Origin of the sequence: Novosphingobium sp. SG751A (assembly GCF_013149295.1) — a bacterium.
GTDB lineage: Bacteria > Pseudomonadota > Alphaproteobacteria > Sphingomonadales > Sphingomonadaceae > Novosphingobium.
Window position 1 is genome coordinate 1 of record NZ_JABGCB010000039.1, and the last position, 22,574, is coordinate 22,574.

Below are 22,574 nucleotides of genomic sequence, written 5' to 3' on the forward strand. Positions count from 1 at the left end.
ATTGTGATAACCTCCGACACGGACGCCTCCTTCAGTGGTGTTCAACACCTCCACTATGGCACATCGATGCCGTCGGGGGGCGTCCACCCCATCAGTTTACGCCCGAAGCCAAACGCGATGACAATCTGCGTTTCGTTAATTTAGAAGCTGGCGAGGTCGGTCCGAAATGCTTTGGGAAGGGGCGGCAATTTTGGGCGCGGCACCCGGCCCATTCGTGGATATCTTATTTGATAAATATTGGAAAATCCTTGAATATTTAATATAAAATTTTGAAATAAATCATTAAATTTCTGTTTTCCAGCGTCTGATTTCCATTTGAAGTAGGAGCTTGTATGACAACCCGCAATGCCGATCACCCGATCGATCCCGATTTCCTCGCCCGCTGGAGCCCGCGCGCCTATAGCGAGCAGGCGCTGACCGAGGCCGACCTGTTGCCTTTGTTCGAGGCGGCGCGCTGGGCGCCCTCCGCCTTTAATTATCAGCCGTGGCGCTTTGCCTATGCGCTGCGCGGCGATGCGAATTGGGATGCGTTTGTCGGCGCGTTGCTGCCGTTCAATGCGGGCTGGGCGCAGAAGGCCGGGGCTCTGCTTTATGTTCTCTCGGACAAGCAGATCACCGCGCCGGGGGCCAGCGAGGCGACGCCTGCCAAGTGGAATTCTTTCGACGCGGGCGCGGCATGGGCCTATCTGGCGCTGCAAGGGGCCAAGCGCGGATTGTCGACCCATGCCATGGCCGGTTTCGATCCCGAAGCGGCGGCCAAGGTGACGGGCGCCGGTGAGCGCTATAAGGTCGAAGTCGCGGTGGCCGTGGGTTGGCGCGGCGATGCGGGTGATCTGCCTGAGGCGCTTCAGGCGCGCGAAAAACCCAGTCCGCGTCTTACGGTGGGTGAAATCGCGTTCCACGGCGCGTTGAAGGGTTAAATAAAAAGGGGCGGCGCTTTTCAACGCCGCCCCCCTCGCTGTTAGATTCTTTCCGCTTATAGCGAAAACGATCTTGTCCTTGATTGCCGCATTTTCCGAGCCGATGACCGTTTCCGGTCATCTTGAAAATGCCTAGAACGTCTTGCGCAGCAGAATGCCGCCATAGCGCACATCGTCGCGGGGGACGAGGCGGCTGGTCCCGGCAATCGTGCCATTGCTCAGCAGGTTCGAGTAATGCTGGTTGGCGATGTTCTTCACATAGGCGCGAAGTTGCCAGCCATTGTCCTGACCCAGCAGCGCGACGCTGGCGTTGAGCAGGGCATAGGAAGGCTGGATGGTGCTGGGGGTTTGGGTCAGCTGGTATTGCGTGGCGCTTTTGAGCGTTACATCGCTTTGCAGCTCCAGATCCCAGCCCTGCGCCACGCCAAAGCGATAGGCGACATTTTCATACAGCTTCCACTTTGGCGCATAGGGCAGGGGCTGGCCGTCGATGTTGCAGCTGTTGGCCGCGCCTGCCGGACAGTTGAAATGCAGCACCTTGGCATCATTATAAGCCACTGCCGTATCGAAGCTGAGCCCCGGAATCGGGTGCAGCCCAAGGTCCACTTCCACGCCCCGGCTGTTGGCTGTCCCCGCGTTGATCAGGCGGGTGACGATGGCGCCTGCGACGATATCGCTGAAATTGGCCTGAAAATTGTTGAAGTCGGTGGTGTAGGCGGCAAGGCTGTAGGTGATCTTGCGGTCCAGCGCCGAACCCTTGATCCCCGCTTCCCAGCTCTTCGACGTTTCGGGCGCCAGCGCGATCTCGTCGCGGGCCAGCATGTTGAAGAACACGTTATAGGCCGGGCCCTTATAGCCGCGCGAATAGGTCACATAGGTCTGGGCATGGGCGCCAAGGTCGAGTTGCAGGCCAAAGCGATAGGCATCGCCCCGTGTTGAAGTGCGCCCGTTGCTGCTGTGATAGCCCTGAATGCCGGTGACGGCCCCGGTGCCCGCATTGGTCGGGTCGTTGGTAGAGGTGCGGTTGTGGTAGTAGCTCAATTCATCCCACACCGAGCGATAACCGGCCAGAGCGCGGAAATTCTTGGTAAAGTTGAAATTCGCCTCGCCAAACAGCGCATAGTTGTTGTTGGTCACGCCATAATTGGCCACACCCGTGGTGGCCACATTGGCGCCCGAGACAACGCGGGTGATCTGGCGCTGATAGCGTTCGTCGGTCTTGGCGTTGAGGTAATAGGCACCCACGACATAATCGAAGAACTTGCCCTTGGGGCTGGTCAGGCGCAATTCCTGGCTGAACTGGCGCGAGGAGACATCGCCGTAATCTTCGCCTTGGGGGATTGCGGCGCTGAGTGCGGAAATGCCGTCAAAGTCCTGATGCTGATGGTTTTTCCAATTGCGATAGGCGGTGATCGAGGTCAGCTTGTAGCCCTTGGGCAGCGACCAGTCGGCGGTCAGGCCCACGCCTGCATTCTTGTCGCGCACATCGGTGTCGAAATTGGTGCTGACGCGGCGGTTGGTCGCGCTGGGGCTGATGCCTGCGCCCGAAAGGAAGCCCGAAAGCGTGGCATTGTCCGTCACAGCGCCGGTGGGATAGGCGGTCTGGGTCGAGGACGTATAGACGCTGACGGCGGTGTCGCGCGATTGCAGATAATCAGCCTGAAACAGCAGCTTGAGATCGGGCGTGGGATTGGCCTCGATCTTGGCCCGCGCGCCATAGCGTTCAAAGCCGTTGACCTTGTGGCCCGTGCCCAGATTGTCCACATTGCCGCGGAAATTGGTATAAAGCCCATCGATCCGCGCATTCACGCCATCGGCAATGGCGCCGGTGATGCCCGCCTTGGCGCGATATTCCTGATCGGTGGTGGCGCTCACTTCGCCATAGCCGCCGGTGCGCGCGCTGGGGCCTTTGGTGACAATGCTGATGACGCCCGCGCTGGCGTTTTTGCCGAACAAAGTGCCTTGCGGCCCGCGCAGCACTTCGATGCGTTCCACCTCGCCCACGTCCAGCGTGGACTGGCCCGCGCGGGTCAGCACCACGCCGTCCAGCACCGTGGAAACCGAAGGCTCGACGCCGGGCGAGGTCGAGATCGTTCCGACCCCACGAATGAAGATCGTGCGGTCCTTGTTCGACGAACCGTTGCGGAAATCAACCGAGGGGACCGTGGCCGAGAGATCCTGAAGATTATGCAGCGCTCGATCATTGAGCGAGGCGCCCGAAACGGCGGTGATGGCAATCGGTACCTGTTGCAGCGTTTCGTTGCGATAACGCGCGGTGACGGTGATTTCCGCCGGCGCGGTTGCGGCCTCGTCCGCCAGTGCTGGGGCGGCAGGAAGGATAAGCGCGCTGGCCAGAAGCAGGCTGCGCGTGTGGGGGCGGGTCATGGTGTTCTCCGTATTTGAACCTTGCCCGCACCTATTAGTCAACCAAATGAGTAGAGAAAGAAACTTGATCTTTAGTGCCCGATAGCTGGGGCTGCATCGCCCTGATTTTCAAGCCCTTCGATCCGGCCCAACAACAGATGGATCCAGCCCAGCGCCAGCAGATAGGACACCGCCGCAAAGCCAAACAGCGGCGCATAACCCAGCCCTGCGGCCAGCACGAGGCCGCTGATCTTGGAAATGGCCGTGCCGCCCAGATTGCCGCAGAACGAGCCAAAGCCCGTGACGCGCCCCACCCTTTCACGCGGCACGATGTCGGCGATCAGGCCGAACAGGCTGGTTGAAAAGCCCTGATGCCCGGCCAGCGCCAGCGCCATGATGGCCACCGCCTGCCATACCGCATGGCTGCCCAGCGCCAGAGGCACCGGCACCACGCAAAGCGCGCTGGCCAGCATCACGCCCTTGCGCAAGGCGTTGACCGACATGCCGCGCCCCAGCAACCGCGCCGAGACAAAGCCGGAGGAGAGCGACCCCACCGCCGCCCCGCCATAGGCAAAGGCCAGAGGCACGGCCAGACCTGTGCCCGACAGGCCGAATTGGCGATGGAAATAATCGGGCATCCAGAACAGCAGCAGCCACCAAGTCGCGTCCGACAGCACCTTGGCCACGGCAATCACCCACGTCCGCCGTTCGAGGAAAAACAGCCGCCCGCCCACGGTTCGCACCGCATCCCCGCGCAGGTCCACGCCCCGCGTGGCCACCAGCCACAACGCCGCCCAGACCAGTCCCGTCGCCCCCGCCAGTTCGAAAGCAGCGCGCCAGCCATATTCGGCCGCCACAAAGGGAATCGCCAAAGGCGCCAGCACCGCGCCCATGCTGTTCATCGCATTGGACAGACCAAAACCGGCGCTGCGCAGATGGGCGGGAAAGATCGTGGCGATGGTTTTCACCCCCGATGGTGTCCCCATGGCTTCGGTCGCGCCAAGGGCGATGCGTGCGGCGGTGAAACCTGCCATCGAGCGCACCCAGCCATGGGCCATCGCCGCCAGCGACCATGCCGCCACCCCCAGCGGATTGGCCCATTTCACCCCCAGCCGGTCTACGATCCACCCAGCCGCCAGAAAGCCGAACGCCGCCCCGGTTTGAAACCACGCGGCCAGCGTGCCGTAATCATCGTCGCTCCAATGCAATTCGGCGGCGATGGTGGGCTTGAGGACGGCGATGATCTGGCGGTCGACCAGATTGAGGATGCCTGCGCTGAGCGCCAGAGCGAAGAGCAGATTGCGGCGAAAGGGGGTAAGGCGGGCGGTCATGCACGGGGGATAATCACCCAAGGCCCATGCCGCCAGCAAGATTTTCTACTGCGACGGTAGAGTATGCGCTTTACCCCGTATTCCGCCCTTGCCGCAAGGTATGTCATTAGTGTCTATCGAAACAGTTGAGTTTGGCATGGGTGTGAGAAAAGCAATGGCACGATCCATTTCCCTTGAAGCGATCCGCCCGATCATCGGCAGGACAGCGTAACCGATGCCGGTTCGCGTGGCGATTGTGGGGGGCGGATTTTCGGGCACGCTGCTGGCGATCAACCTGCTGCGCCATGGCGCCAGGGTTGTGCTGATCGAGCGTGATGGTGCGCGCTTGGCGCGCGGCATGGCTTATGGCACGCGCGATCCGGCGCATCTGCTCAATGTGCGGGCCTCGAATATGGGGGCCTTTCCCGATGATCCGGGGCATTTCCTGCGCTGGCTCGGGTTGGGGCCGGGACTGGGCGCTGACAAAGGTGATCAGGCCAATCTTTTCGTTCCTCGCCTGACCTATGGCGCCTATTTGCACGACCTGCTGGCGGCGGCAGGGCGCGAGGCTTCGGGCCAGTTGCGCATTGTTAAGGGCGAGGCCATCGCCATGGAGCGGCGCGCGGGCGGCCTGTCCTTGCGGCTGGACGATGGTCGCGTGGTGGAAAGCGACGCACTGGTGCTGGCGACAGGGAATGCGGCGCCTGCCGATATACCTTTGTTTTCTGATCTTTCCTCGCAGGTTGTGGCTCGCAATCCATGGGTGGGAGATTCGGGTAATGCGCGCGAGGTGCTGTTGGTCGGCACGGGGTTGACCGCGGTGGACTGGATTTTGAGTCTCGACCGGGCAGGCTTCGCCGGGCGGATTACGGCCATCTCGCGTCGAGGGTTGGTGCCGCGCGCCCATGCATTGGTCGGGCCCAACGTTGCGCCCGTGTTCCAGCCCGAAGCGCGCGGATCACACTTGTTGCGCCATGTCCGGCGGCGATCCGAGGCGGTGGGCTGGCGCCATGCGGTGGACGAATTGCGACCGCATACCCAACGTCTGTGGCGGGCCCATGATGCAGCGGCGCAGGCCCGTTTTCTGCGGCATTTGCGGCCATGGTGGGATGTGCATCGCCATCGTCTCGCCCCTGAGGTTGCGCAAAGGATTGCACAATTGCAGGCCGAAGGGCGGCTTGAATGTCTGGCCGGATCGCTGATTTCCGCCCATCCTGATGGCGATGCGGCGCTTGTCATATGGCGCGGGCGCCACGCGCAGGCGCAGGAGTCGCGCCGCTTCGACCGCATTATTCTATGCACCGGGCCGCAGGCCGACATCACCCGTGATCCGCAACCCTTGTTAGGCCAATTGCTGGCCAACGGTCTTGCCCGGCCCGATGCGCATCGCCTTGGACTGGATGTTGATCACCAGTGTCATTTGCGCAACACCCTTGGGCAGAGACAATCCGGCCTGTTTGCCATCGGCCCGATGACCAAGGGCGAGGCATGGGAGATTGTCGCCGTGCCCGACATTCGCCGTCAGGTATGGGATCTGGCGCGCTTTCTGACCGATTCTCATTGGGTTGGCGGCGAGGGGCTGTAAAGCTCTGTCCTGTTCTGACGATGACTGCGCGGTCGGTGAAGGAATCGGCGGGGCAGTTTCGGCCAAACATCTGATCACCACAGCCTTTGACCAATCGCCGGACCATCTCGCGCCAATGTGCCAAACCAGTCTTGCATTTGGTTAGGCCATTATGTAGAACCTCCCTTGAAACAAACAGGACGATTCAGTCCGGCATCATCAGGGGATGGTATGAAGAGCTTCCACAACTCCGTGTGCGTCGCCGCGCTCGCGGCTGCAATTGGTCTGCTGGCTGGCCCGGCCCATGCACAGAGCAATGCGGCCAAGGCGTCTGACAAGCCCGACACGGGCGAAATCATCGTGACCGCGCAAAAGCGCGCTGAAAATGTCCAGAACGTGCCGCTGGCCGTTTCTGTGCTGGGCGCAAGCCAGCTTCAGGCCGCAGGCGTCCGCAATTTTCAGGACCTTGGCGCGGTTTCGCCCTCGCTGACCATCCGCCCTGCCGAACATCCGGTGAATGCCAACGTGTCGCTGCGCGGCGTGGGCACTTTCGCCTTCGGCATTGGCGTTGAGCCCAGTGTGGCGGTATTGGTCGACGAAGTGCCGATGGCGTTTCAGGCCCGCGCCTTCACCGATCTGCCCGATGTGGAGCGCATCGAAGTTCTTCGCGGTCCTCAGTCGACCTTGTATGGCAAGGCGGCTTCGGCTGGTCTGATCAATATCATCACTCGTGGCCCGAGCGACACGCTCAAGGTCCGCGCCAATGCCACGGTGACCACCGATCAGGAATATGCGGTCAATGCCAGCGTTTCCGGCCCGATCAGCCCGACCGTGGGCTATGTCTTTTCGGCGGCCTATTCCAAGTGGGAAGGCAATGTGCGCAACCTGTTCAACGGCCAGAAGCTGAACGGTCGCGAATCGGGCAATGTCCGCGCCAAGCTGCGGTGGGAGCCGAGCAGCGATGCCAAGCTGACCCTGTCGCTCAACTATATGAACGGCAATACCAATATCGGCCGTCCGGTTATCGCGCAGACCACGGGCCTTGGCTTCCGTGGCATAGTCGGCAACCCCGGCCCCTCTTTGGCCACCGCGCTGCCGGGCGTTACGGTTGGCCCGAACAACCAGGACGTCAGCATCAATTACACCTCGCACACCAAGTATCAGGGCGGTGGCGGCAATATCCGCGGCGAATTCGCGTTGGGTGATCACCAGTTGGTCACGATCACCTCTTATGATAAATTCCGCTTGGACGATTATTTCGACTCCGACGAAACCTCGTTGAGCGCAGCAGCCTATAACAACATTCAGGTCGGTGCGTTCAAATCGACGCTCTTCACGCAGGAAGTCCGCCTGCTGTCCGATGGCAGCAAGCCTTTCCACTATACCTTGGGCGCCTATTACGCGAATGTCGACTTCGAGCGCCCCTTCTATCGCGGTCCAGCCTTCTCAACGGCCAATTGGTACGCCACTTCCAAGTCGTCGCAGATCGCCGGTTTCGTTCAGGCCGACTGGCAGTTCATGCCCAAGGCGACCCTGACCGGCGGTGGGCGTGTGCAGAATGAAAAGGTGTCCTATACGTTCCAGGACATTCAGGCGAACAATGCCCAGTTCAGCGGCAGCGCCCAGGATACGGCGGCGACCTACCGCATCAGCGCGCGTTACGAATTCACGCCGCGCATCAATGCTTTCGTCACCTATTCGACCGGCTATAAGGGTCAGACCTATGACCTGACCACCGGTTTCAACGCCAATCGCGCGGCGGCCGGGCCGATCAAGCCGGAAACCTCGCGCGATATCGAATTCGGTGTGCGCAGCCAGCTTTTCGACCGCAAGGTTACGCTGAATGTCACCTATTTCGACACGACTTATAAGAACCTTCAGGCCCAGACGATCGAAACGCTGGCCGATGGCACGACGAACTTCCGTCTGACCAACGTAGGCAAGCTGGGGACGCATGGCTTTGAAATCGACGCGGGCTATCGGCCCAACCCGGATTTCAACTTCAACTCCTCGCTGGCCATTCTGGACGCGAAATATATCGACTATCCGGTGGCACAATGTTTTGCGTTGCAATCTCCTGACCAAGGTTGCCCTCTGGCGGCTGTGCCCGGTGGGCCGCGAAGCCAGAACCTGACCGGCACCCGCGCGGTTCAGGCGCCGCAGTTCAAGATGTCGGCAACGGCGGAATACACGCCCCAGATCCGCGATGGGCTGCGCGGTCTGGCGCAGATCAATGTCCAGCATCAGAGCAGCGTCTATTATTCGGCCCGCGATCCTCAGACTTTCCAGAAGGGCTATGAGATCGTGAACCTGAGCCTGGGCATCCGAGATGAGAACCGTCGCTGGGAAGTGGCCGCTTTCGTTAACAACCTGTTTGACCAGCAATATTACCCCTCGCTGATCAACAGCAACGGCAGCTGGGGCGGGGCCATGGTCACGCAGGCGGTTCTGCCGCGCGACTTCCGCCGCTATGGCGGGCTGCGCGCCAGCCTGAACTTCTGATAATATCGGGCCGGGCGGCCAAAGCCGCCCGGCCTTTTTGCGCGTCCCGCGCGCGGAAAAATCGGGCCCGCCATAAAGGGCAGGGCGAAATCCCATCCTTGGAGACGGTATGCGCAAGACCCACGCACTCAGGTTTTTCGCCGCGACCCTTATCGCGGGCAGCTTTCCGCTTCTGGCCGAGGAGGCGCCCAGCGCGCTGCCTCTGGCCACGGTTGCCAATGAGCCGCTGCTGGTTTCGGCGGACATGCGCGAAGGCACCGAACTTTCCGGCACATGGAATTATTCGATCGACCCCTATCGCGCGGGGATTGCCGGTTTCCACGGCGAAACGCCCGATCGGGGCCAGCAGCGCTGGCTCGACATTGACGTGCGCAAGACCATGGCAAGCGACAATCGCACCATGTTCGAATTCGACATGGCCCATGCGCAGACCACCTCGCTGCCCGGATCATGGCTGGCCGCATCGCCCGAAATGCGCCATTATCAGGGCGTTGTCTGGTATCAGCGCCATTTTGATGCGCCCGCAGGTCGCAAGGGCCGCTACTTCCTGCGCTTCGGCGCGGCCAATTATGCCACCACGGCCTATCTCAACGGCAAGCCCCTTGGGCGGCATGAAGGCGGGTTCACGCCTTTCGCTTTTGAAGTGACGCAAACGCTGCGCGATGGCGATAATCAGATCACCTTTGCCGTCGATTCACAGGCCACCGCCACCACCGTTCCCCCCACCGTCACCGACTGGGAAAACTATGGCGGGGCCACGCGCGGCATCCGTCTGGTGCATACGCCCGCCACCTATGTGGATAATGCCAGCGTCCGCCTGACCACAGACGGCAAGCTGGAGGCCGAGGCGCATCTGGATGGCGCATCGGCGGCGGGGCAAAGCCTGCGGTTGCAGATCGCCGGCCTGAAACTGGACGTGCCGGGCAAAACCGACGCGCAGGGCAATTGGAAGGCCACGATCCCCGCGCCGCGCTCAATGGTGCGCTGGTCGCCGGAAAATCCCAAGCTTTACGATGTGACGCTGAGCGCCGGCGAGGATGTGTGGCATGACCAGATCGGTTTTCGCACCATTGAGCGCAAGGGTGCAGACATCCTGTTGAACGGCAAGCCGATTTTCCTGCGCGGCATTTCGATGCATGAGGAAGAGATCAGCGCCAATCCGGGCCGCGTGATCACGCCCGAGGCTGCCACCGCGCTGCTGGGCGAGATCAAGAACGGGCTGCACGGCAATTATGTCCGCCTCTCGCATTACCCCCATTCCGAGGTGATGACCCGCGCCGCCGACAAGCTCGGCCTGCTGGTGTGGAGTGAAGTGCCGGTCTATTGGATGGTGGCTTGGAGCAATCCGGGCACGCTGGCAGCTGCGCGCAACATGCTGGCGGAAAACATCCTGCGCGACCGCAACCGGGCCTCGGTGGTGATCTGGAGCGTTGCCAATGAAACCCCGGTCAATGATGATCGCAATGCTTTCCTGCGGACGCTGATCGGCGATGTGCGCCGCCTCGACCCCAGCCGTCTGGTCAGCGCCGCCTTGCTGGTCAAGCGCGAGGAAGGGACCGGCGCGCCGACCATGACCATGGCCGATCCGTTGGCCAATGATCTCGATATCGTCTCGATCAACACCTATAACGGCTGGTACACCGGGGATCGCCTCTCCGACCTGCCGGGCAGCGTGTGGCATGTGCCCGCCGACCGTCCGCTGGTGTTTTCCGAATTCGGCGCCGATGCTAAATCGGGCTTCCACAGCCCGGACAAGATGCAGAAATTCTCCGAAGAATTTCAGGCCGAATATTACCGCAAGACGCTGGAAATGGCCGAGCGCGTGCCCACCCTGCGCGGGCTCTCGCCCTGGATCCTTAAGGATTTCCGCTCGCCCCGCCGCCAGAATCCCGATTTCCAGATGGGCTGGAACCGCAAGGGGCTGATTTCAGAGACGGGGCAGCATAAGCTGGCTTTTGACGTGCTGGCCAATTACTACACGCTGAAATCCAAGGAGAAAGCCAAGTGAAGCGCCTTGCCCTGATCGCGGCTCTCTGGGCCACTTCGGCAAGCGCGGCGCCGGGGGCATGGGTCGATGGCGTTCTGCCCGTCACCCATCCTCCGGTCAGCAAGGCGGTGGACCTGCCCATCACCCTCCCGCGCGAAAACCCCGCGCGCGAGGGCTGGGCGCAGCAGACGCCCGATCAGCGGCTGGTCTATAATGTCAGCAAACCCCAACTGCTGCTCTGGCCCGGCACGCTGGCGGCCAATGCGGTGGCCCCGGCGGTCATTCTGGTGCCGGGCGGGGGCTATCAGTTCCTCGCCATGGACAATGAAGGCTTTGATGTGGCCAAGCGCCTCGACAAGCAGGGCGTGCGGGTGTTCATCCTGAAATATCGCACGCTGCCTGTGGGTGATGGTTTCCCCGCCTTCAAACAGGCGCTGACCGGGCTGTTCCAAAAGGGCGAGAAGCCGAAAGAGGACAATCGCCCCTATGCCGTGGCCGATACGCAGGCCGCGATCCGCATGGTGCGGGGCAATGCCGGGGCATGGCACGTCGATCCGGCAAAGGTGGGCATTCTGGGCTTTTCGGCAGGCGCAATCACGGTGCTGGCCACCACGCAGGCCAATGCGGCGGACGCGCGCGCCGATTTCGTCGGCATGGTCTATGGCCCTACGCAGGGGACCGAGGTGCCCGCCCATGCCCCCCCGCTCTTTTCGGTGATCGCGGCCGATGATCGCTTCTTCAAGGCCCAGGATCTGAGCCTGCTTCACGCATGGCGTATGTCCGGCGCATCGGTCGAGTTCCATCTCTACAGCGCGGGCGGGCATGGTTTTGCCTCGCAGCCCAATGGCACGACCAGCGATGCATGGTTCGACCAATATGCGCTGTGGCTCAAAGACAATCATATAACCGGGCACATCACCGGCCAATAAGCGGAAAGTTCCCCCGATGATCGCACGCCTTCTCGCCCGTACCGCCGCCTTTGCCCTTGGCGCCGCGCTTGCTTCCCATGCCGCCGCGCAGGAGGCCCGCACGGTTCTCCCGCTCGCCTCCGGCTGGCGCTTTACCGGCGAGGATACCACCGCCGATGCCGCCAAGCCCGATTTTGCCGATGGCGGATGGCAGGCCGTTTCCGTGCCCCATACGTGGAACCGGGTGGGCTATTACCATCACGATCTGGGCGGCACGAATACGGCGGCCACGGTGGCCAAGAAGATGGGCGTTGGCTGGTATCGCCACCGCTTTGACGCGCCCGCCACCCTTGCCGGGCGCAAGACGTGGATCGAATTCGACGCGGCAAGCCGGGTGGCGCAGGTCTGGCTCAACGGCGTCCTGCTGGGCGAGCATCGCGGCGGCTTCGGGCGGTTCCGGCTGGATGCGACGGCGGCGTTGAAGCCGGGGCAGAGCAATGTGCTGGCCGTGCGGGTGGACAATTCGCAGCCCGCGGCCGGGTCGTCCACCTCTGACGTCCTGCCGTTGTTTGGCGACTTTTTCGTGCATGGTGGGCTTTATCGCCCGGTGCGGTTGGTTTCCACCGCGCCTTTGCATGTGGACATGCAGGATTTTGGCGGGCCGGGGCTTTATGCCAATACGGCGGCGGTTCAGGGCGGCGATGCGCAGGTCCATGTCCGGCTGCGTCTGACCAATGATGCGGGCAAGCCGGTGGCGGCCGGTGCGCGGATTGCGCTGATCGATCGCGATGGCAAGGTGGCGGCACAGACCCTCGTCAAACAGGCCCTTGGTATCAAGGCGACACAGGAAGTGGCCGCCGATCTGACCGTTGCGGGCGCCCATCTGTGGCAGGGTGTGGCCGATCCCTATCTCTATCGCCTGCGCGCCGAGGTGTTGGGCGCCGACGGCAAGGTCAGCGATACGGTCGAGCAGAATTTCGGCATCCGCACCATGCGCTTCGATGCCGACAAGGGCTTCTTCCTCAATGATAAGCCCTATGTCCTGCATGGCGTGGGCTATCATCAGGACCGCGACGGCAAGGGCTGGGCGATTAGCCCCGCCGATGTCGAGGAAGACGTGGCGACCATGCGCGAAATGGGGGTCAATTCGATCCGCCTGACCCATTATCAGCATGGCCAGATGATCCACGATCTGGCCGACCGCTATGGCTTCGTGCTGTGGGACGAGGTGCCGCTGGTTTCGGCATGGACGCTGGCGGGTAAGCTGGAGCCGGAAGCCGCGCTGGTGGCCAATGCGCGCCAGCAATTGAGCGAACTGATCCACCAGAATTACAACCATGCCGCCACCGCAATCTGGAGCATCGCCAACGAGGTCGATTTCGGCAATTCGCTGCCCGCCTTCATCCGCGGCGGCACGGATGGCAAGACACCCGATCCCATGCCGCTGCTGCATGAGTTGCAGGCGCTGGCCAAGGCGCAGGACCCCTCGCGCCCGACCGCTCTGGCGACCTGCTGCGAAGGGCGGCTGTTCGGCGCGGATGTGGCCATTCCCGAAACGGCGGCGGCGGCTGATCTGGGCGGGGCAAACCGCTATTTCGGCTGGTATTTCGGCAAAGAGCAGGATCTTGGCCCGACGCTCGACCAATTGCATGCCAAGCGCCCGGCTCAGCCTCTGTCGGTGACCGAATATGGCGCGGGCGGGGCGCTGACGATCCACACCGACAATGTGCTGGGCGGGGCGCCGGATTCGCGCGGCGCGGCCCAGCCTGAGGAATATGAATCCTATATCCACGAAACCGCGCTGGCCCAGATCGCCGCACGGCCCTATCTCTATGCTTCGTGGCTTTGGAATTCCTTCGATTTTGCCACCACCGTACGCACCGAGGGCGATGCGCAGGACATCAACACCAAGGGGCTGGTGGCCTATGACCACAAGACCCGCAAGGATGCCTGGTATTTCTATAAGGCCAACTGGAGCGATGCGCCCACGATCCGCATCACCGGGCGCCGCTATGCAGCTCGCGCCTATGGCGTGACCGACGTCAAGGTTTACAGCAATGCCCAGAGCACCGAGCTGCTGCTCAACGGTCGTTCCTTGGGCAAGCGCGAGGGCTGCGCGCAGATGGTCTGCGTCTGGCCCGGCGTGATGCTGGATGCGGGCGAGAACCGGCTGGTGGCGCGCGGCATCCGCCATGGCGCGGCGGTCGAGGATCAGATCACATGGACGCTCTCGCCGGAAAAGCGCGGGCATATTGCCATTGACGCCGGCGCTCTGGTCGCGGCGAAAAGCAAGACTCGCCTGCTGGGGTCGGACAATTGGTTCGAGGGCGGCGAGGTGGCCAGTCTGGACAAGCCCGCCGATTATGGCCGCAAGGCCGAGCCTGCGCGCATCGAGGGCACGACCGAGCGCGATGCCATCGCCACCTATCGCAAGGGCGATTTTGCCTATCACATTCCCGCACCTGCCGGGCGCTACAAGCTGACCCTGTGGTTCCCGGCGGTGGGGGGGCAGGCCAAGGGCGGCTTCGATGTCCGCGCCAATGGCAAGCCCATCCTGCGCGCCTTTGAACCGACCGCCCCGGCGGCGGATGCGGCGGCGGTGGCGCGCAGTTTCTATGTCACCTCCAAGGGCCAGATCGATCTGGAGTTCAAGGCAGGCGCCGCCCCGGCGCGGATTTCGCTGATCGAACTTGACGCGCAGTAAAGGTATTCTCCCTAAATGGCTGGTAAAATCAAATCCCTGCGTTGGTGGATCATCGGTCTGGTGACGCTGGGGACTGTGCTCAACTATCTGGCGCGCTCGACGCTCTCGGTCGCCGCGCCCACCTTGAAGGCGGAACTGAGCATCACGACCCAGCAATATAGCTGGATCGTGATCGCCTTTCAGGCCAGCTATACGGTGATGCAGACGGTGGCGGGCGCGGTGCTTGATGCGCTGGGCACGCGGCTCGGGTTCATGATCTTTGCAGTGGGCTGGGCGGTGGCGAATGCGCTCCATGCGCTGGCGGGCGGCTGGGTCGGCCTTGCCTTTTTCCGCAGCCTGCTGGGCGCGAATGAGGCCGCCGCCATTCCCGCCGGGGCCAAGGTCGTGTCCGAATGGTTCCCCGCGCGCGAACGCTCGCTGGCCACCAGCGCGTTTCAGATGGGCACCAGCGTCGGTAATATGATTGCCCCGCCCTTGGTGGCCTTTTGCATCCTGTGGTGGGGTTGGCGCTCGGCCTTTGTGGTCTCCGGCGCGCTCAGCATGGTGTGGGCGGTGATGTGGTGGGTCTGCTATCGGCGGCCCGAGGAGCACGCGCGGCTTTCGACGCAGGAACTGACCATGATCCGCGAAGGACAAGTCGGCCCCGCGCCCGACGGCCCGGTGCCCAGCCGCTGGTCTCTGCTCAAAGAGCGCTCGTTCTGGGCGATTGCCTTGCCGCGTTTCTTTGCCGAACCGGCGTGGCAGACCTTCAACTTCTTTATTCCGCTCTATCTGGTCAGCGCATGGCATCTGGATCTGAAAGCCGTAGCGCTCTGGGCATGGCTGCCGTTTCTGGCGGCGGATTTTGGGTCGTTGGCGGCGGGTGTGCTGCCGGGCTGGCTGATCCGGCGCGGGGCCGGGGTGATTTCCTCGCGCAAGATCACTATGACCTGCGGCGCGCTGTTGATGGCTGGCCCGGCCTGTATCGGCCTTGCCACCAGCCCGATGATGGCGATCGCCTTTTTCTGCATCGGTGGTTTTGCCCATCAGATGCTTAATGGCGCGCTGATTACACTCTGTTCGGACATGTTCCCCAGCAACCGGGTGGGCACGGTCAGTGGTCTGACCGGATCGGCGGCGTGGATCGGGGGCATCCTGTTCACCTTCCTGATCGGGCAAAGCGCTGATTCTTTTGGCTATAACCCGCTATTTGTCAGTCTGTGCGGGCTGGATCTGGTGGGCTGCGCGGTTTTGTGGATGCTGGTTCGCAAGATCAAGGAATGATGGACGGCACATCCCTGTCAATTGGAATGACCAATTGACAGGATTGGAATGAAGGCATAGGCAGGGATCCTCAGGGACGCAGCCCAATGGGGGCGCCTGCCGGTTGCACACGATCAGGAAAAGTCGATGGCTCAAGCTTTCCCCCCGGTTGCCGATTATGACCTGCTGGTGATTGGCGGAGGCATCAATGGCACGGGGATTGCGCGCGATGCGGCGGGGCGGGGGTTGAAAGTCCTGCTGGTCGAGCGTGACGATCTGGCAGCGCACACGTCCTCGGCCAGCACCAAGCTGATCCATGGCGGCCTGCGCTATCTGGAATATTATGAATTCCGGCTGGTGCGCGAGGCTTTGCAGGAGCGCGAGCGGCTGATCCATATCGCCCCGCATATCAGTTGGCCGCTGCGCTTTGTCCTGCCCCAGCCCAAGGGTGGGCGGCCCGGCTGGATGATTCGCATCGGCCTGTGGCTCTATGATCATATTGGCGGGAAACAGACGCTGCCTTCCTCGCATGGCGTTGATCTGCGCGATCCGCGCTGGGGGGCGGGGCTGAAGCCGGGGCTGGCCAAGGGCTTTGTCTATTCCGATGCATGGGTGGATGATGCGCGGCTGGTGGTGCTCAACGCCATCGACGCGGCCGAGCGCGGGGCCGAAATCCGCATTGGGGTGACCGCTACCGGCGCGAAGGTGGAGGACGATCACTGGCTGGTCGATCTGAGCAGCGATGCCGGAGCACAGCAGGTGCGCGCCCGCGCTGTGGTCAATGCCGCAGGTCCGTGGGTGGGTGCAATGCTGGGCGCGATACCGCAGGCGCAGGCCCATGGCGGCATCCGTCTGGTCAAGGGCAGTCATATCATCGTGCCCCGCATCTATCCCGGCGACCATGCCTTTATCCTGCAAAAGCAGGACGGGCGGATCGTATTCACGATCCCCTATCAGAACGGCTTTACGCTGGTGGGCACGACCGACCTGCTGGTGGGCGAGGCCGAGCGCGATGCGCCCAAAATCACGGCGGAGGAGGTCAATTACCTCTGCGCCACGGTGAATGATTATTTCGAAGGGCAGATCGGCCCGGACGATGTCGTTTCGACCTATTCGGGCGTGCGCCCGCTCTATGACGATGGCGGAGCGGACGCCAAGGCGATTACCCGCGATTATGTGCTGAAGCTGGGCCGTGAGAGCGGGCCGCAGGTGCTCTCCATCTTTGGCGGCAAGCTGACCACCTATCGCCGTCTGGCCGAGCATGCGCTTGAAATGCTCGAACCCTTTCTGCCGCCGATGCGTGGTGGGTGGACCGGCACGGCGCCTTTGCCGGGCGGGGATTTTGTAGGCGGCTTTGCAGCGTTCCTTGCCGATGTGCGCCGTCGCTGGCCTTTCCTCTCGCCCGAATTGTCGGAGCGTCTGGCCCATGCCTATGGCTCGCGGATTGATCGGGTTTTGGCCGATGCGCAATCGCTCGATGATCTGGGCGAGGATTTCGGCAATGGGCTTTACGAGGCCGAATTGCGCTATCTTGGTGCCTGCGAATGGGCGCGCCGCAGCGTGGATGTTTTGTGGAGGCGCAGCAAGCTGGGCTTGACCGCAACCCCCGAAATGGCGCAGCGCATCGACCAGTGGCTTAAAAAGAACAGCTAGGCGAGGATGACAATGAGCGGCCATATTCTCAGCATCGATCAGGGCACGACCTCGACCCGCAGCCTGATCTTCGATACCGCGCATAAGGTGATCGCCAGCGCGCAGCAGGAATTTGCCCAGCATTACCCGGCCGATGGCTGGGTCGAACATGATGCCGAGGATATCTGGCGCGACACTCTGGCCACCGCGCGGGGCGCTATGGCCAAGGCGGGGATGGGGGTCGATGACATTGCCGCCATCGGCATTACCAACCAGCGCGAAACGGTGGTCCTGTGGGACCGCGCAACCGGGGCTCCGCTTCACCGCGCGATTGTCTGGCAGGACCGGCGCACGGCGGAAATCTGCGCCCGCCTGCATGAGGCGGGCCATGAAGCGCTGGTGCAGGAGCGCACCGGCCTGCTGCTCGATCCCTATTTTTCCGCGACCAAACTGGCATGGCTGCTCGACATAATTCCGGGCGCACGCGAAAGGGCGGAAAAGGGCGAACTGGCCTTTGGCACGATCGACACCTTCCTGCTCTGGCGCCTGACCGAGGGGCGCGAGCATAAGACCGATGTGACCAATGCCTCGCGCACGCTGCTGTTCGATATCAGCAAGCAGCGCTGGTGCCCCGATCTGCTGGCGCTGTTTCGCATTCCCGCCGCCGTTCTGCCGCAGGTTTGCCAGAGCGCGGATGATTTCGGCGTCACCCATCTGCTGGGCGGGGCCATCCCCATTCGCGGCATCGCGGGCGATCAGCAGGCCGCGCTGGTGGGCCAGTCCTGCCTGGCGCCGGGGCAGGCCAAGATCACCTATGGCACCGGCGGCTTCATGCTGATGAACACGGGCGAAGTGCTGACCCGTTCGCGCAGCCGCTTGCTGACCACGATTGCCTATCGCATTGACGGCGTGACGCATTACGCGATGGAAGGCTCGCTGTTCGTGGCGGGCGCGGCGATCAAATGGTTGCGCGATGGGCTGGGCATCATTGTCGAGGCGCGCCAGACGCAGGAAATGGCCGCTCGCCTGCCCGATAATGGTGGGGTCTATATGGTGCCCGCCTTTGTCGGCCTTGGCGCGCCGCATTGGTGCACAGATGCGCGTGGGATGCTGACGGGCCTGACCTTTGACAGCGGGGCTGCGCATATTGCCCGCGCGGCGCTGGAATCTGTGGCGTTTCAAACCGCCGATCTGGTTTCCGCGATGCAGGCCGATGGCGCGGGCGCGCTGGCGGCTTTGCGCGTCGATGGCGGCATGGCGGCCAATGACTGGTTCTGCCAGTTCCTTGCCGATATTCTCGACATTGTGGTCGAACGCCCCGCCAATCTGGAAACCACGGCGCTGGGCGCGGCGATGTTGGCGGGTCATGCCAGCGGGGCGTGGCCTGCTGCACTTTCGGGCGAAAGCCGGGGCGAAGTGGTGCGTTTCCAGTCGCAGATGGAGGCGCCCGCGCGCCAGAAATTGCAGGCCGGGTGGCAAGCCGCCATCCGCCGCGCCACCGCACGCTGAACCTTTCACCAGTGTTGCGGTCTATCGGCCGGGCCGCGCTTCCCTCAAGCGCGGCCCGGCCTTTTCTTTAGATCACCGCGTCCAGAACCTTGCGCGCAACGCCCAGCACGTTTTCGATGCGCGCGGCCACCACCGCGCCATTGAGCGTGATCGCGCGCGTCTCGCCCGCAGGCAGAACAAGGCGCAGAGCATCAGCCGGGGCGGGGCCATGGCCGGTCCATGCCGCCACGATGGTGATCGCGTCCGATGCGGTCTTGACCCAGACATTCCACAGCGGCGGATGATCGGCGTCGGGCCATGCATTGCCGCTCTCATCAAAGCCACTCCAGGTGAATTGCCCAAGGCCCGGCGCGGGATAGAGCAGGACGGCGGGCCGGGGCTTGGCCTGAACAAAACCGGCGGGCGCCAGATCGAGGAACAGGCCGGAGCCTTCGCGCGCCAGCATCGGCGGCAGGCCCGAGAGCGGGGCGTCCAGCGCAACATCCTGTCCGCCCGCATAGGCGCGATCATCGCGAATATCATACCAGTTCGCGCCCGTCGGCAGATAGGCCGTGACGCTCTCCACCCCCTTGTCCATCGCCGGGGCGACCAACAGATCGGGGCCGAGCAGATGGGTGTCGCCATCCTCCCACGCGCGGCGGTCATGCGGGAAATCCAGCCAGACCGGGCGGCTGACCGGCTGATAATCGGCATGGTGGCGCCAGAGCAGATCATGGAGCATAGGTTGCAGCGCGCGGCGCAATTGCATCATGCCGACAATCGCCGGGGTCGCCTCGGGATACATCCATGGCTCGTTGACCGTGCGGTCCGAATTCCAGCTGTGGATCGAGAAACGCGGCATGACGATGCCCGCCTGAACCCAGCGCAGCAGCAATTCCGGCTCGGGCGCAGGACCGGCGAAACCGCCGATGTCATGGCCGAAATTCGACACGCCCGACAGGGCGATGCCCAGCGCCATCTTCTGATTATAGCGGATCGTTTTCCAGTCGGTGTAATTGTCACCCGACCAGCTTTGCGCATAGCGCTGCATCCCCGCCATGCCGCTGCGGGTGACGACATAGGGGCGCTCGTCGGGGCGATAGGCGATTTGCGCGGCGCGGCTTGCGCGCATCATCAGCAGGGTCTGCACCGGGCGTTCGGCGGCGGCGGGGCGGGGGGCGCCAAAGCCGGAAATCAGCGCGCGCTTGTCCCAGATCTCATATTCGTTGTTGTCATTCCATGTCGAATGGATGCCATATTCCAGCAATTGCTGCGTCACCTGCTGGCGCCACCATGCGGCGGCGTCCGGGTTGGTGAAATCGATATAGGCGCCCACCTCGTCCCAGAATTGGCAGACGATGGGATCGCCATCCGCATCCGACACGAACCAGCCCTTTGCGGCCAGTTCATCATAGCGTGGATGCGTGACCAGCAGCGCGGGTTTGATATTGGGGACCAGTTCGACCCCCGCATCGGCATAGGACTTTACGAAAGCGCCGACATCTGGGAATTTCTCGCGATTCCAGTGAAAGACATAACGCTTGTCGCCAATCGAGGTATAGCCCGAGGAGAGGTGGAAGCTCTCACACGGAATGTCGTGGCGCTTGATGCCCTCGATGAACTCGCCCATCCGCTCCTGCGCATTGGGGGCGTCGGTATAGGTCATGGTCGAGCCGGAATAGCCCACCGCCCAGCGCGGCTGAAAAGCGGGCCGCCCGGTCAGCCAGGTGTAGCGGCGGGTCACTTCCCTCGCGTCGGGCCCTGCGATCATGTAATAGTCGAGATCGCCGCTATCGGCCCGCATGTATCGGTAATGTGGGTGATAATTGTCATGCTCATGGCCGAAATCGAAAGTGGGGTCGGCGGTGGTGTCGTAAAACACGCCATGCGCCGCGCCCTGTTCATTGACCACCAGCACATAGGGGATGGCCTTATACAGCGGATCATTCGCGCTGGCGTCATAGCCCATCGGGTCCAGATTGGTCAGGCGGAAACGGCGGCCTGCTCGGTCCATGGCGCCTGCTCTTTCGCCCAGCGCATAATAGCGTTCGCCGCTCTGGCGGGTGACGTAATGATAGACGCCATGGTCCCACCAGCCGAAATTATAGGCCTGCGTCGGGCGGTCCTGCGCGATCAGTTCCCAGCCTTGCGGCGTGGCCTGATGCCATGTGCAGAAGAAGCCTTCGCGCGCGATGGTTATGCGCAGGCGAGTAGTGGCGATGGTGATGTGGGTTTCGGTTTCTTCCAGCGCGAAATCGGGGGCGGCAAAGCCTTCGATGCTCATCCGGTCGCGGCCCGGTTCGGCAATGTCGCTCTGGCCCGGCGCGATGGCCCAGCTCGGTGCCGAGGTGACGGTTCCCTGCGACAGCAGCAGGACGCGGATAATATCCTCTTCTGCCACGAAAATATGCGCAATCGCCCCGGTATCGGCATGCAGGGTGATGCGTGGCCCCTCCCGCTCTGCCAGCGAAAAACGGGGCGGATGGGCAAGGCTGGATTTACGCATGAGGGTCAGGCCTTTTGCAGAATGAGGTGGCGGCGCATGGCAAAGAGCCACACCGCGCCGATCAGATCGAAAGCGCCAAGGCAGGCGAACAGCGGGGCATAGCCGATCTTGTCGGCCAATTGCCCGATGGCGAGCGAGAAGAGCAGCCCGCCCGTCCATCCGGCCATGCCGACCAGCCCGTTGGCCTTGGCAATATCGCCCTTGGGAAAGACATCGGCGGACAGCGTGTTGATCAGCACCGAGATGATCTGATGCGCAAAGCCGCCAAGCGAAAGCAGCGCGATGGCCGCATAGGGGCTGAGCACGAGGCCGACGCAGCCCGGCGCAATCATCAAAATGGCGGCCAGAGCGATCCCGGCAATGCGCGATCCTTCAAGGCTGAGGCCCCGCGTGCGTTGCAGGAAGGGGGCAAGATAGCCGCCCAGAATTCCCCCCGCATCGGCGGCCAGAAACGGCACCCATGCGAAAAGCGCGATCTGGGTAATGTCCATCCCGCGCTCTTTGGCCAGATAAAGCGGGATCCAGAAGGAGAAGGTCTGCCACGCCGGTTCAGCCAGAAAACGGGGGACGGCAATGGCCCAGAAACGCTTGGTTTTGGCGATGGCGCCCAGCGTGGTTGCGCTGGCCTCGACTGGGCGCTGGCCATCGCGGATTTCGGCCAGTTCCTGGGACGTTACATAGGAAGCATCGGCAGGCGAGCGATAGAATTTGTACCATGCGGCGGCGAACAACACGCCCAGTGCCCCGGTGACGACAAAGGCGGCCTGCCAGCCATAGACCTTGGCGACCACGGCGGCCAGCACCGGGGCGATCACCGCGCCAAGGGACGTGCCCGCGTTGAACCAGCCCACCGCCACCGAGCGTTCGCGATCGGGGAACCATTCGCCGATGGTCTTCATGCCCGCCGGAATTGCGGCAGCCTCGGCCATGCCCAGCAGGCCCCGGAACGCGGCGAGCGAGAGCCAGCCCCGCGCCGCGCCATGGGCCATATTGGCAAGGCTCCACGCCAGCGCGAAAAGGGCGAAGCCTGCGGTCAGACCAATCTTGTCGATCAGCATCCCGCCGATCGGCTGCATCAGCGTATAGGCCAGTTGAAACGCACCGACGATATAGGAATATTGCTCGGTCGTAATGGCCAGATCGGCCTTGAGCTGGGGCGCCAGAACGCCCAGCGAATTGCGCGCGATATAGTTGATGATGGTGCCCACCATCACCAGCAACAGGATGCGCAATCTTGCTGAGCGCCATGTCATGTTCTTATCCTCTCCCGTTTTTCAGTGGTTTACCAATTCCACATGGTACCATCTTCGAGTCTTGCGACGGGGAGGTATGCGGGCTTGTAGGGATACTTTGCGGCGAGTGTTTCGTCGATGTCGACGCCGTGGCCCGGCGTGTCGCCGACATAGAGCATGCCCTTGTCGAAGGTGTAGTCGTGTGGGAAAACCTC

13 protein-coding genes and 1 pseudogene are annotated in these 22,574 nt (G+C 62.7%); 9 read left to right on the forward strand and 5 right to left on the reverse strand.

Annotated features, from left to right (window positions below):
* The first annotated feature begins 332 nt into the window (after positions 1-332).
* On the forward strand, positions 333-920 hold the full coding sequence (locus FHW96_RS24965; RefSeq protein ID WP_172343273.1) for a nitroreductase family protein: 588 nt from the start codon (positions 333-335) through the stop codon (positions 918-920).
* A 132-nt stretch (positions 921-1,052) separates the two neighbouring features.
* Here FHW96_RS24965 and FHW96_RS24970 read toward each other — a convergent pair whose 3' ends face one another.
* Together FHW96_RS24970 and FHW96_RS24975 are read right to left on the reverse strand one after the other, a co-directional pair.
* Positions 1,053-3,305 carry a TonB-dependent receptor gene (locus tag FHW96_RS24970; protein ID WP_172343274.1) on the reverse strand — a complete coding sequence of 751 codons (2,253 nt, stop codon included), beginning with the start codon at positions 3,303-3,305 and terminating at the stop codon, positions 1,053-1,055.
* Positions 3,306-3,376: 71 nt separating this feature from the next.
* Positions 3,377-4,615, reverse strand: a complete 1,239-nt coding sequence (locus tag FHW96_RS24975; protein ID WP_172343275.1) for an MFS transporter — start codon at positions 4,613-4,615, stop codon at positions 3,377-3,379.
* A 214-nt stretch (positions 4,616-4,829) separates the two neighbouring features.
* Here FHW96_RS24975 and FHW96_RS24980 point away from each other — a divergent pair, with 214 nt between their 5' ends.
* From FHW96_RS24980 to glpK, 8 genes are all read left to right on the forward strand, one after another.
* Positions 4,830-6,179 carry an FAD/NAD(P)-binding protein gene (locus tag FHW96_RS24980; RefSeq protein ID WP_172343276.1) on the forward strand — a complete coding sequence of 450 codons (1,350 nt, stop codon included), beginning with the start codon at positions 4,830-4,832 and terminating at the stop codon, positions 6,177-6,179.
* A 210-nt stretch (positions 6,180-6,389) separates the two neighbouring features.
* Entirely contained in the window at positions 6,390-8,660 is a 2,271-nt protein-coding gene (locus FHW96_RS24985) for a TonB-dependent receptor (RefSeq protein WP_172343277.1), read from the forward strand.
* Between the two features lie 109 nt (positions 8,661-8,769).
* Entirely contained in the window at positions 8,770-10,668 is a 1,899-nt protein-coding gene (locus tag FHW96_RS24990) for a glycoside hydrolase family 2 protein (protein ID WP_172343278.1), read from the forward strand.
* Positions 10,665-11,576 (forward strand): alpha/beta hydrolase, encoded by a 912-nt coding sequence (locus FHW96_RS26400; protein ID WP_216651069.1) that lies wholly within the window; start codon positions 10,665-10,667, stop codon positions 11,574-11,576. Before FHW96_RS24990 ends, FHW96_RS26400 begins: the two co-directional genes overlap by 4 nt.
* A 16-nt stretch (positions 11,577-11,592) precedes the next feature.
* Positions 11,593-14,259: a glycoside hydrolase family 2 TIM barrel-domain containing protein gene (locus FHW96_RS25000; RefSeq protein ID WP_172343279.1), complete on the forward strand. Its 2,667-nt coding sequence runs from the start codon at positions 11,593-11,595 to the stop codon at positions 14,257-14,259.
* Between the two features lie 15 nt (positions 14,260-14,274).
* Positions 14,275-15,522 (forward strand): MFS transporter, encoded by a 1,248-nt coding sequence (locus tag FHW96_RS25005; RefSeq protein WP_172343280.1) that lies wholly within the window; start codon positions 14,275-14,277, stop codon positions 15,520-15,522.
* Between the two features lie 126 nt (positions 15,523-15,648).
* A complete protein-coding gene (glpD, locus tag FHW96_RS25010) occupies positions 15,649-17,154 on the forward strand; it encodes a glycerol-3-phosphate dehydrogenase (protein ID WP_172343281.1) in 1,506 nt (501 codons plus the stop codon).
* Between the two features lie 12 nt (positions 17,155-17,166).
* Positions 17,167-18,642 (forward strand): glycerol kinase GlpK, encoded by a 1,476-nt coding sequence (glpK, locus tag FHW96_RS25015; RefSeq protein ID WP_216651070.1) that lies wholly within the window; start codon positions 17,167-17,169, stop codon positions 18,640-18,642.
* Between the two features lie 67 nt (positions 18,643-18,709).
* Here the strand turns inward: glpK and FHW96_RS25020 are convergent, their stop codons facing one another.
* The 3 genes and pseudogenes from FHW96_RS25020 to FHW96_RS25030 form a co-directional block, all read right to left on the reverse strand.
* A complete protein-coding gene (locus FHW96_RS25020; protein ID WP_172343283.1) occupies positions 18,710-21,127 on the reverse strand; it encodes a TIM-barrel domain-containing protein in 2,418 nt (805 codons plus the stop codon).
* A 5-nt stretch (positions 21,128-21,132) separates the two neighbouring features.
* Positions 21,133-22,380, reverse strand: a complete 1,248-nt coding sequence (locus tag FHW96_RS25025) for an MFS transporter (RefSeq protein WP_172343284.1) — start codon at positions 22,378-22,380, stop codon at positions 21,133-21,135.
* A 29-nt stretch (positions 22,381-22,409) separates the two neighbouring features.
* Positions 22,410-22,574 (reverse strand): annotated as a pseudogene (locus FHW96_RS25030) (bifunctional D-altronate/D-mannonate dehydratase); the annotation flags it as partial.

Bases quoted from the DNA above. Each gene is read 5' to 3' on its own strand.
- FHW96_RS24965 (WP_172343273.1), top strand. From the start codon at position 333: ATGACAACCCGCAATGCCGATCACCCGATCGATCCCGATTTCCTCGCC.
- FHW96_RS24970 (WP_172343274.1), bottom strand. From the start codon at position 3,305: ATGACCCGCCCCCACACGCGCAGCCTGCTTCTGGCCAGCGCGCTTATC.
- FHW96_RS24975 (WP_172343275.1), bottom strand. From the start codon at position 4,615: ATGACCGCCCGCCTTACCCCCTTTCGCCGCAATCTGCTCTTCGCTCTG.
- FHW96_RS24980 (WP_172343276.1), top strand. From the start codon at position 4,830: ATGCCGGTTCGCGTGGCGATTGTGGGGGGCGGATTTTCGGGCACGCTG.
- FHW96_RS24985 (WP_172343277.1), top strand. From the start codon at position 6,390: ATGAAGAGCTTCCACAACTCCGTGTGCGTCGCCGCGCTCGCGGCTGCA.
- FHW96_RS24990 (WP_172343278.1), top strand. From the start codon at position 8,770: ATGCGCAAGACCCACGCACTCAGGTTTTTCGCCGCGACCCTTATCGCG.
- FHW96_RS25000 (WP_172343279.1), top strand. From the start codon at position 11,593: ATGATCGCACGCCTTCTCGCCCGTACCGCCGCCTTTGCCCTTGGCGCC.
- FHW96_RS25005 (WP_172343280.1), top strand. From the start codon at position 14,275: ATGGCTGGTAAAATCAAATCCCTGCGTTGGTGGATCATCGGTCTGGTG.
- glpD (WP_172343281.1), top strand. From the start codon at position 15,649: ATGGCTCAAGCTTTCCCCCCGGTTGCCGATTATGACCTGCTGGTGATT.
- glpK (WP_216651070.1), top strand. From the start codon at position 17,167: ATGAGCGGCCATATTCTCAGCATCGATCAGGGCACGACCTCGACCCGC.
- FHW96_RS25020 (WP_172343283.1), bottom strand. From the start codon at position 21,127: ATGCGTAAATCCAGCCTTGCCCATCCGCCCCGTTTTTCGCTGGCAGAG.
- FHW96_RS25025 (WP_172343284.1), bottom strand. From the start codon at position 22,380: ATGACATGGCGCTCAGCAAGATTGCGCATCCTGTTGCTGGTGATGGTG.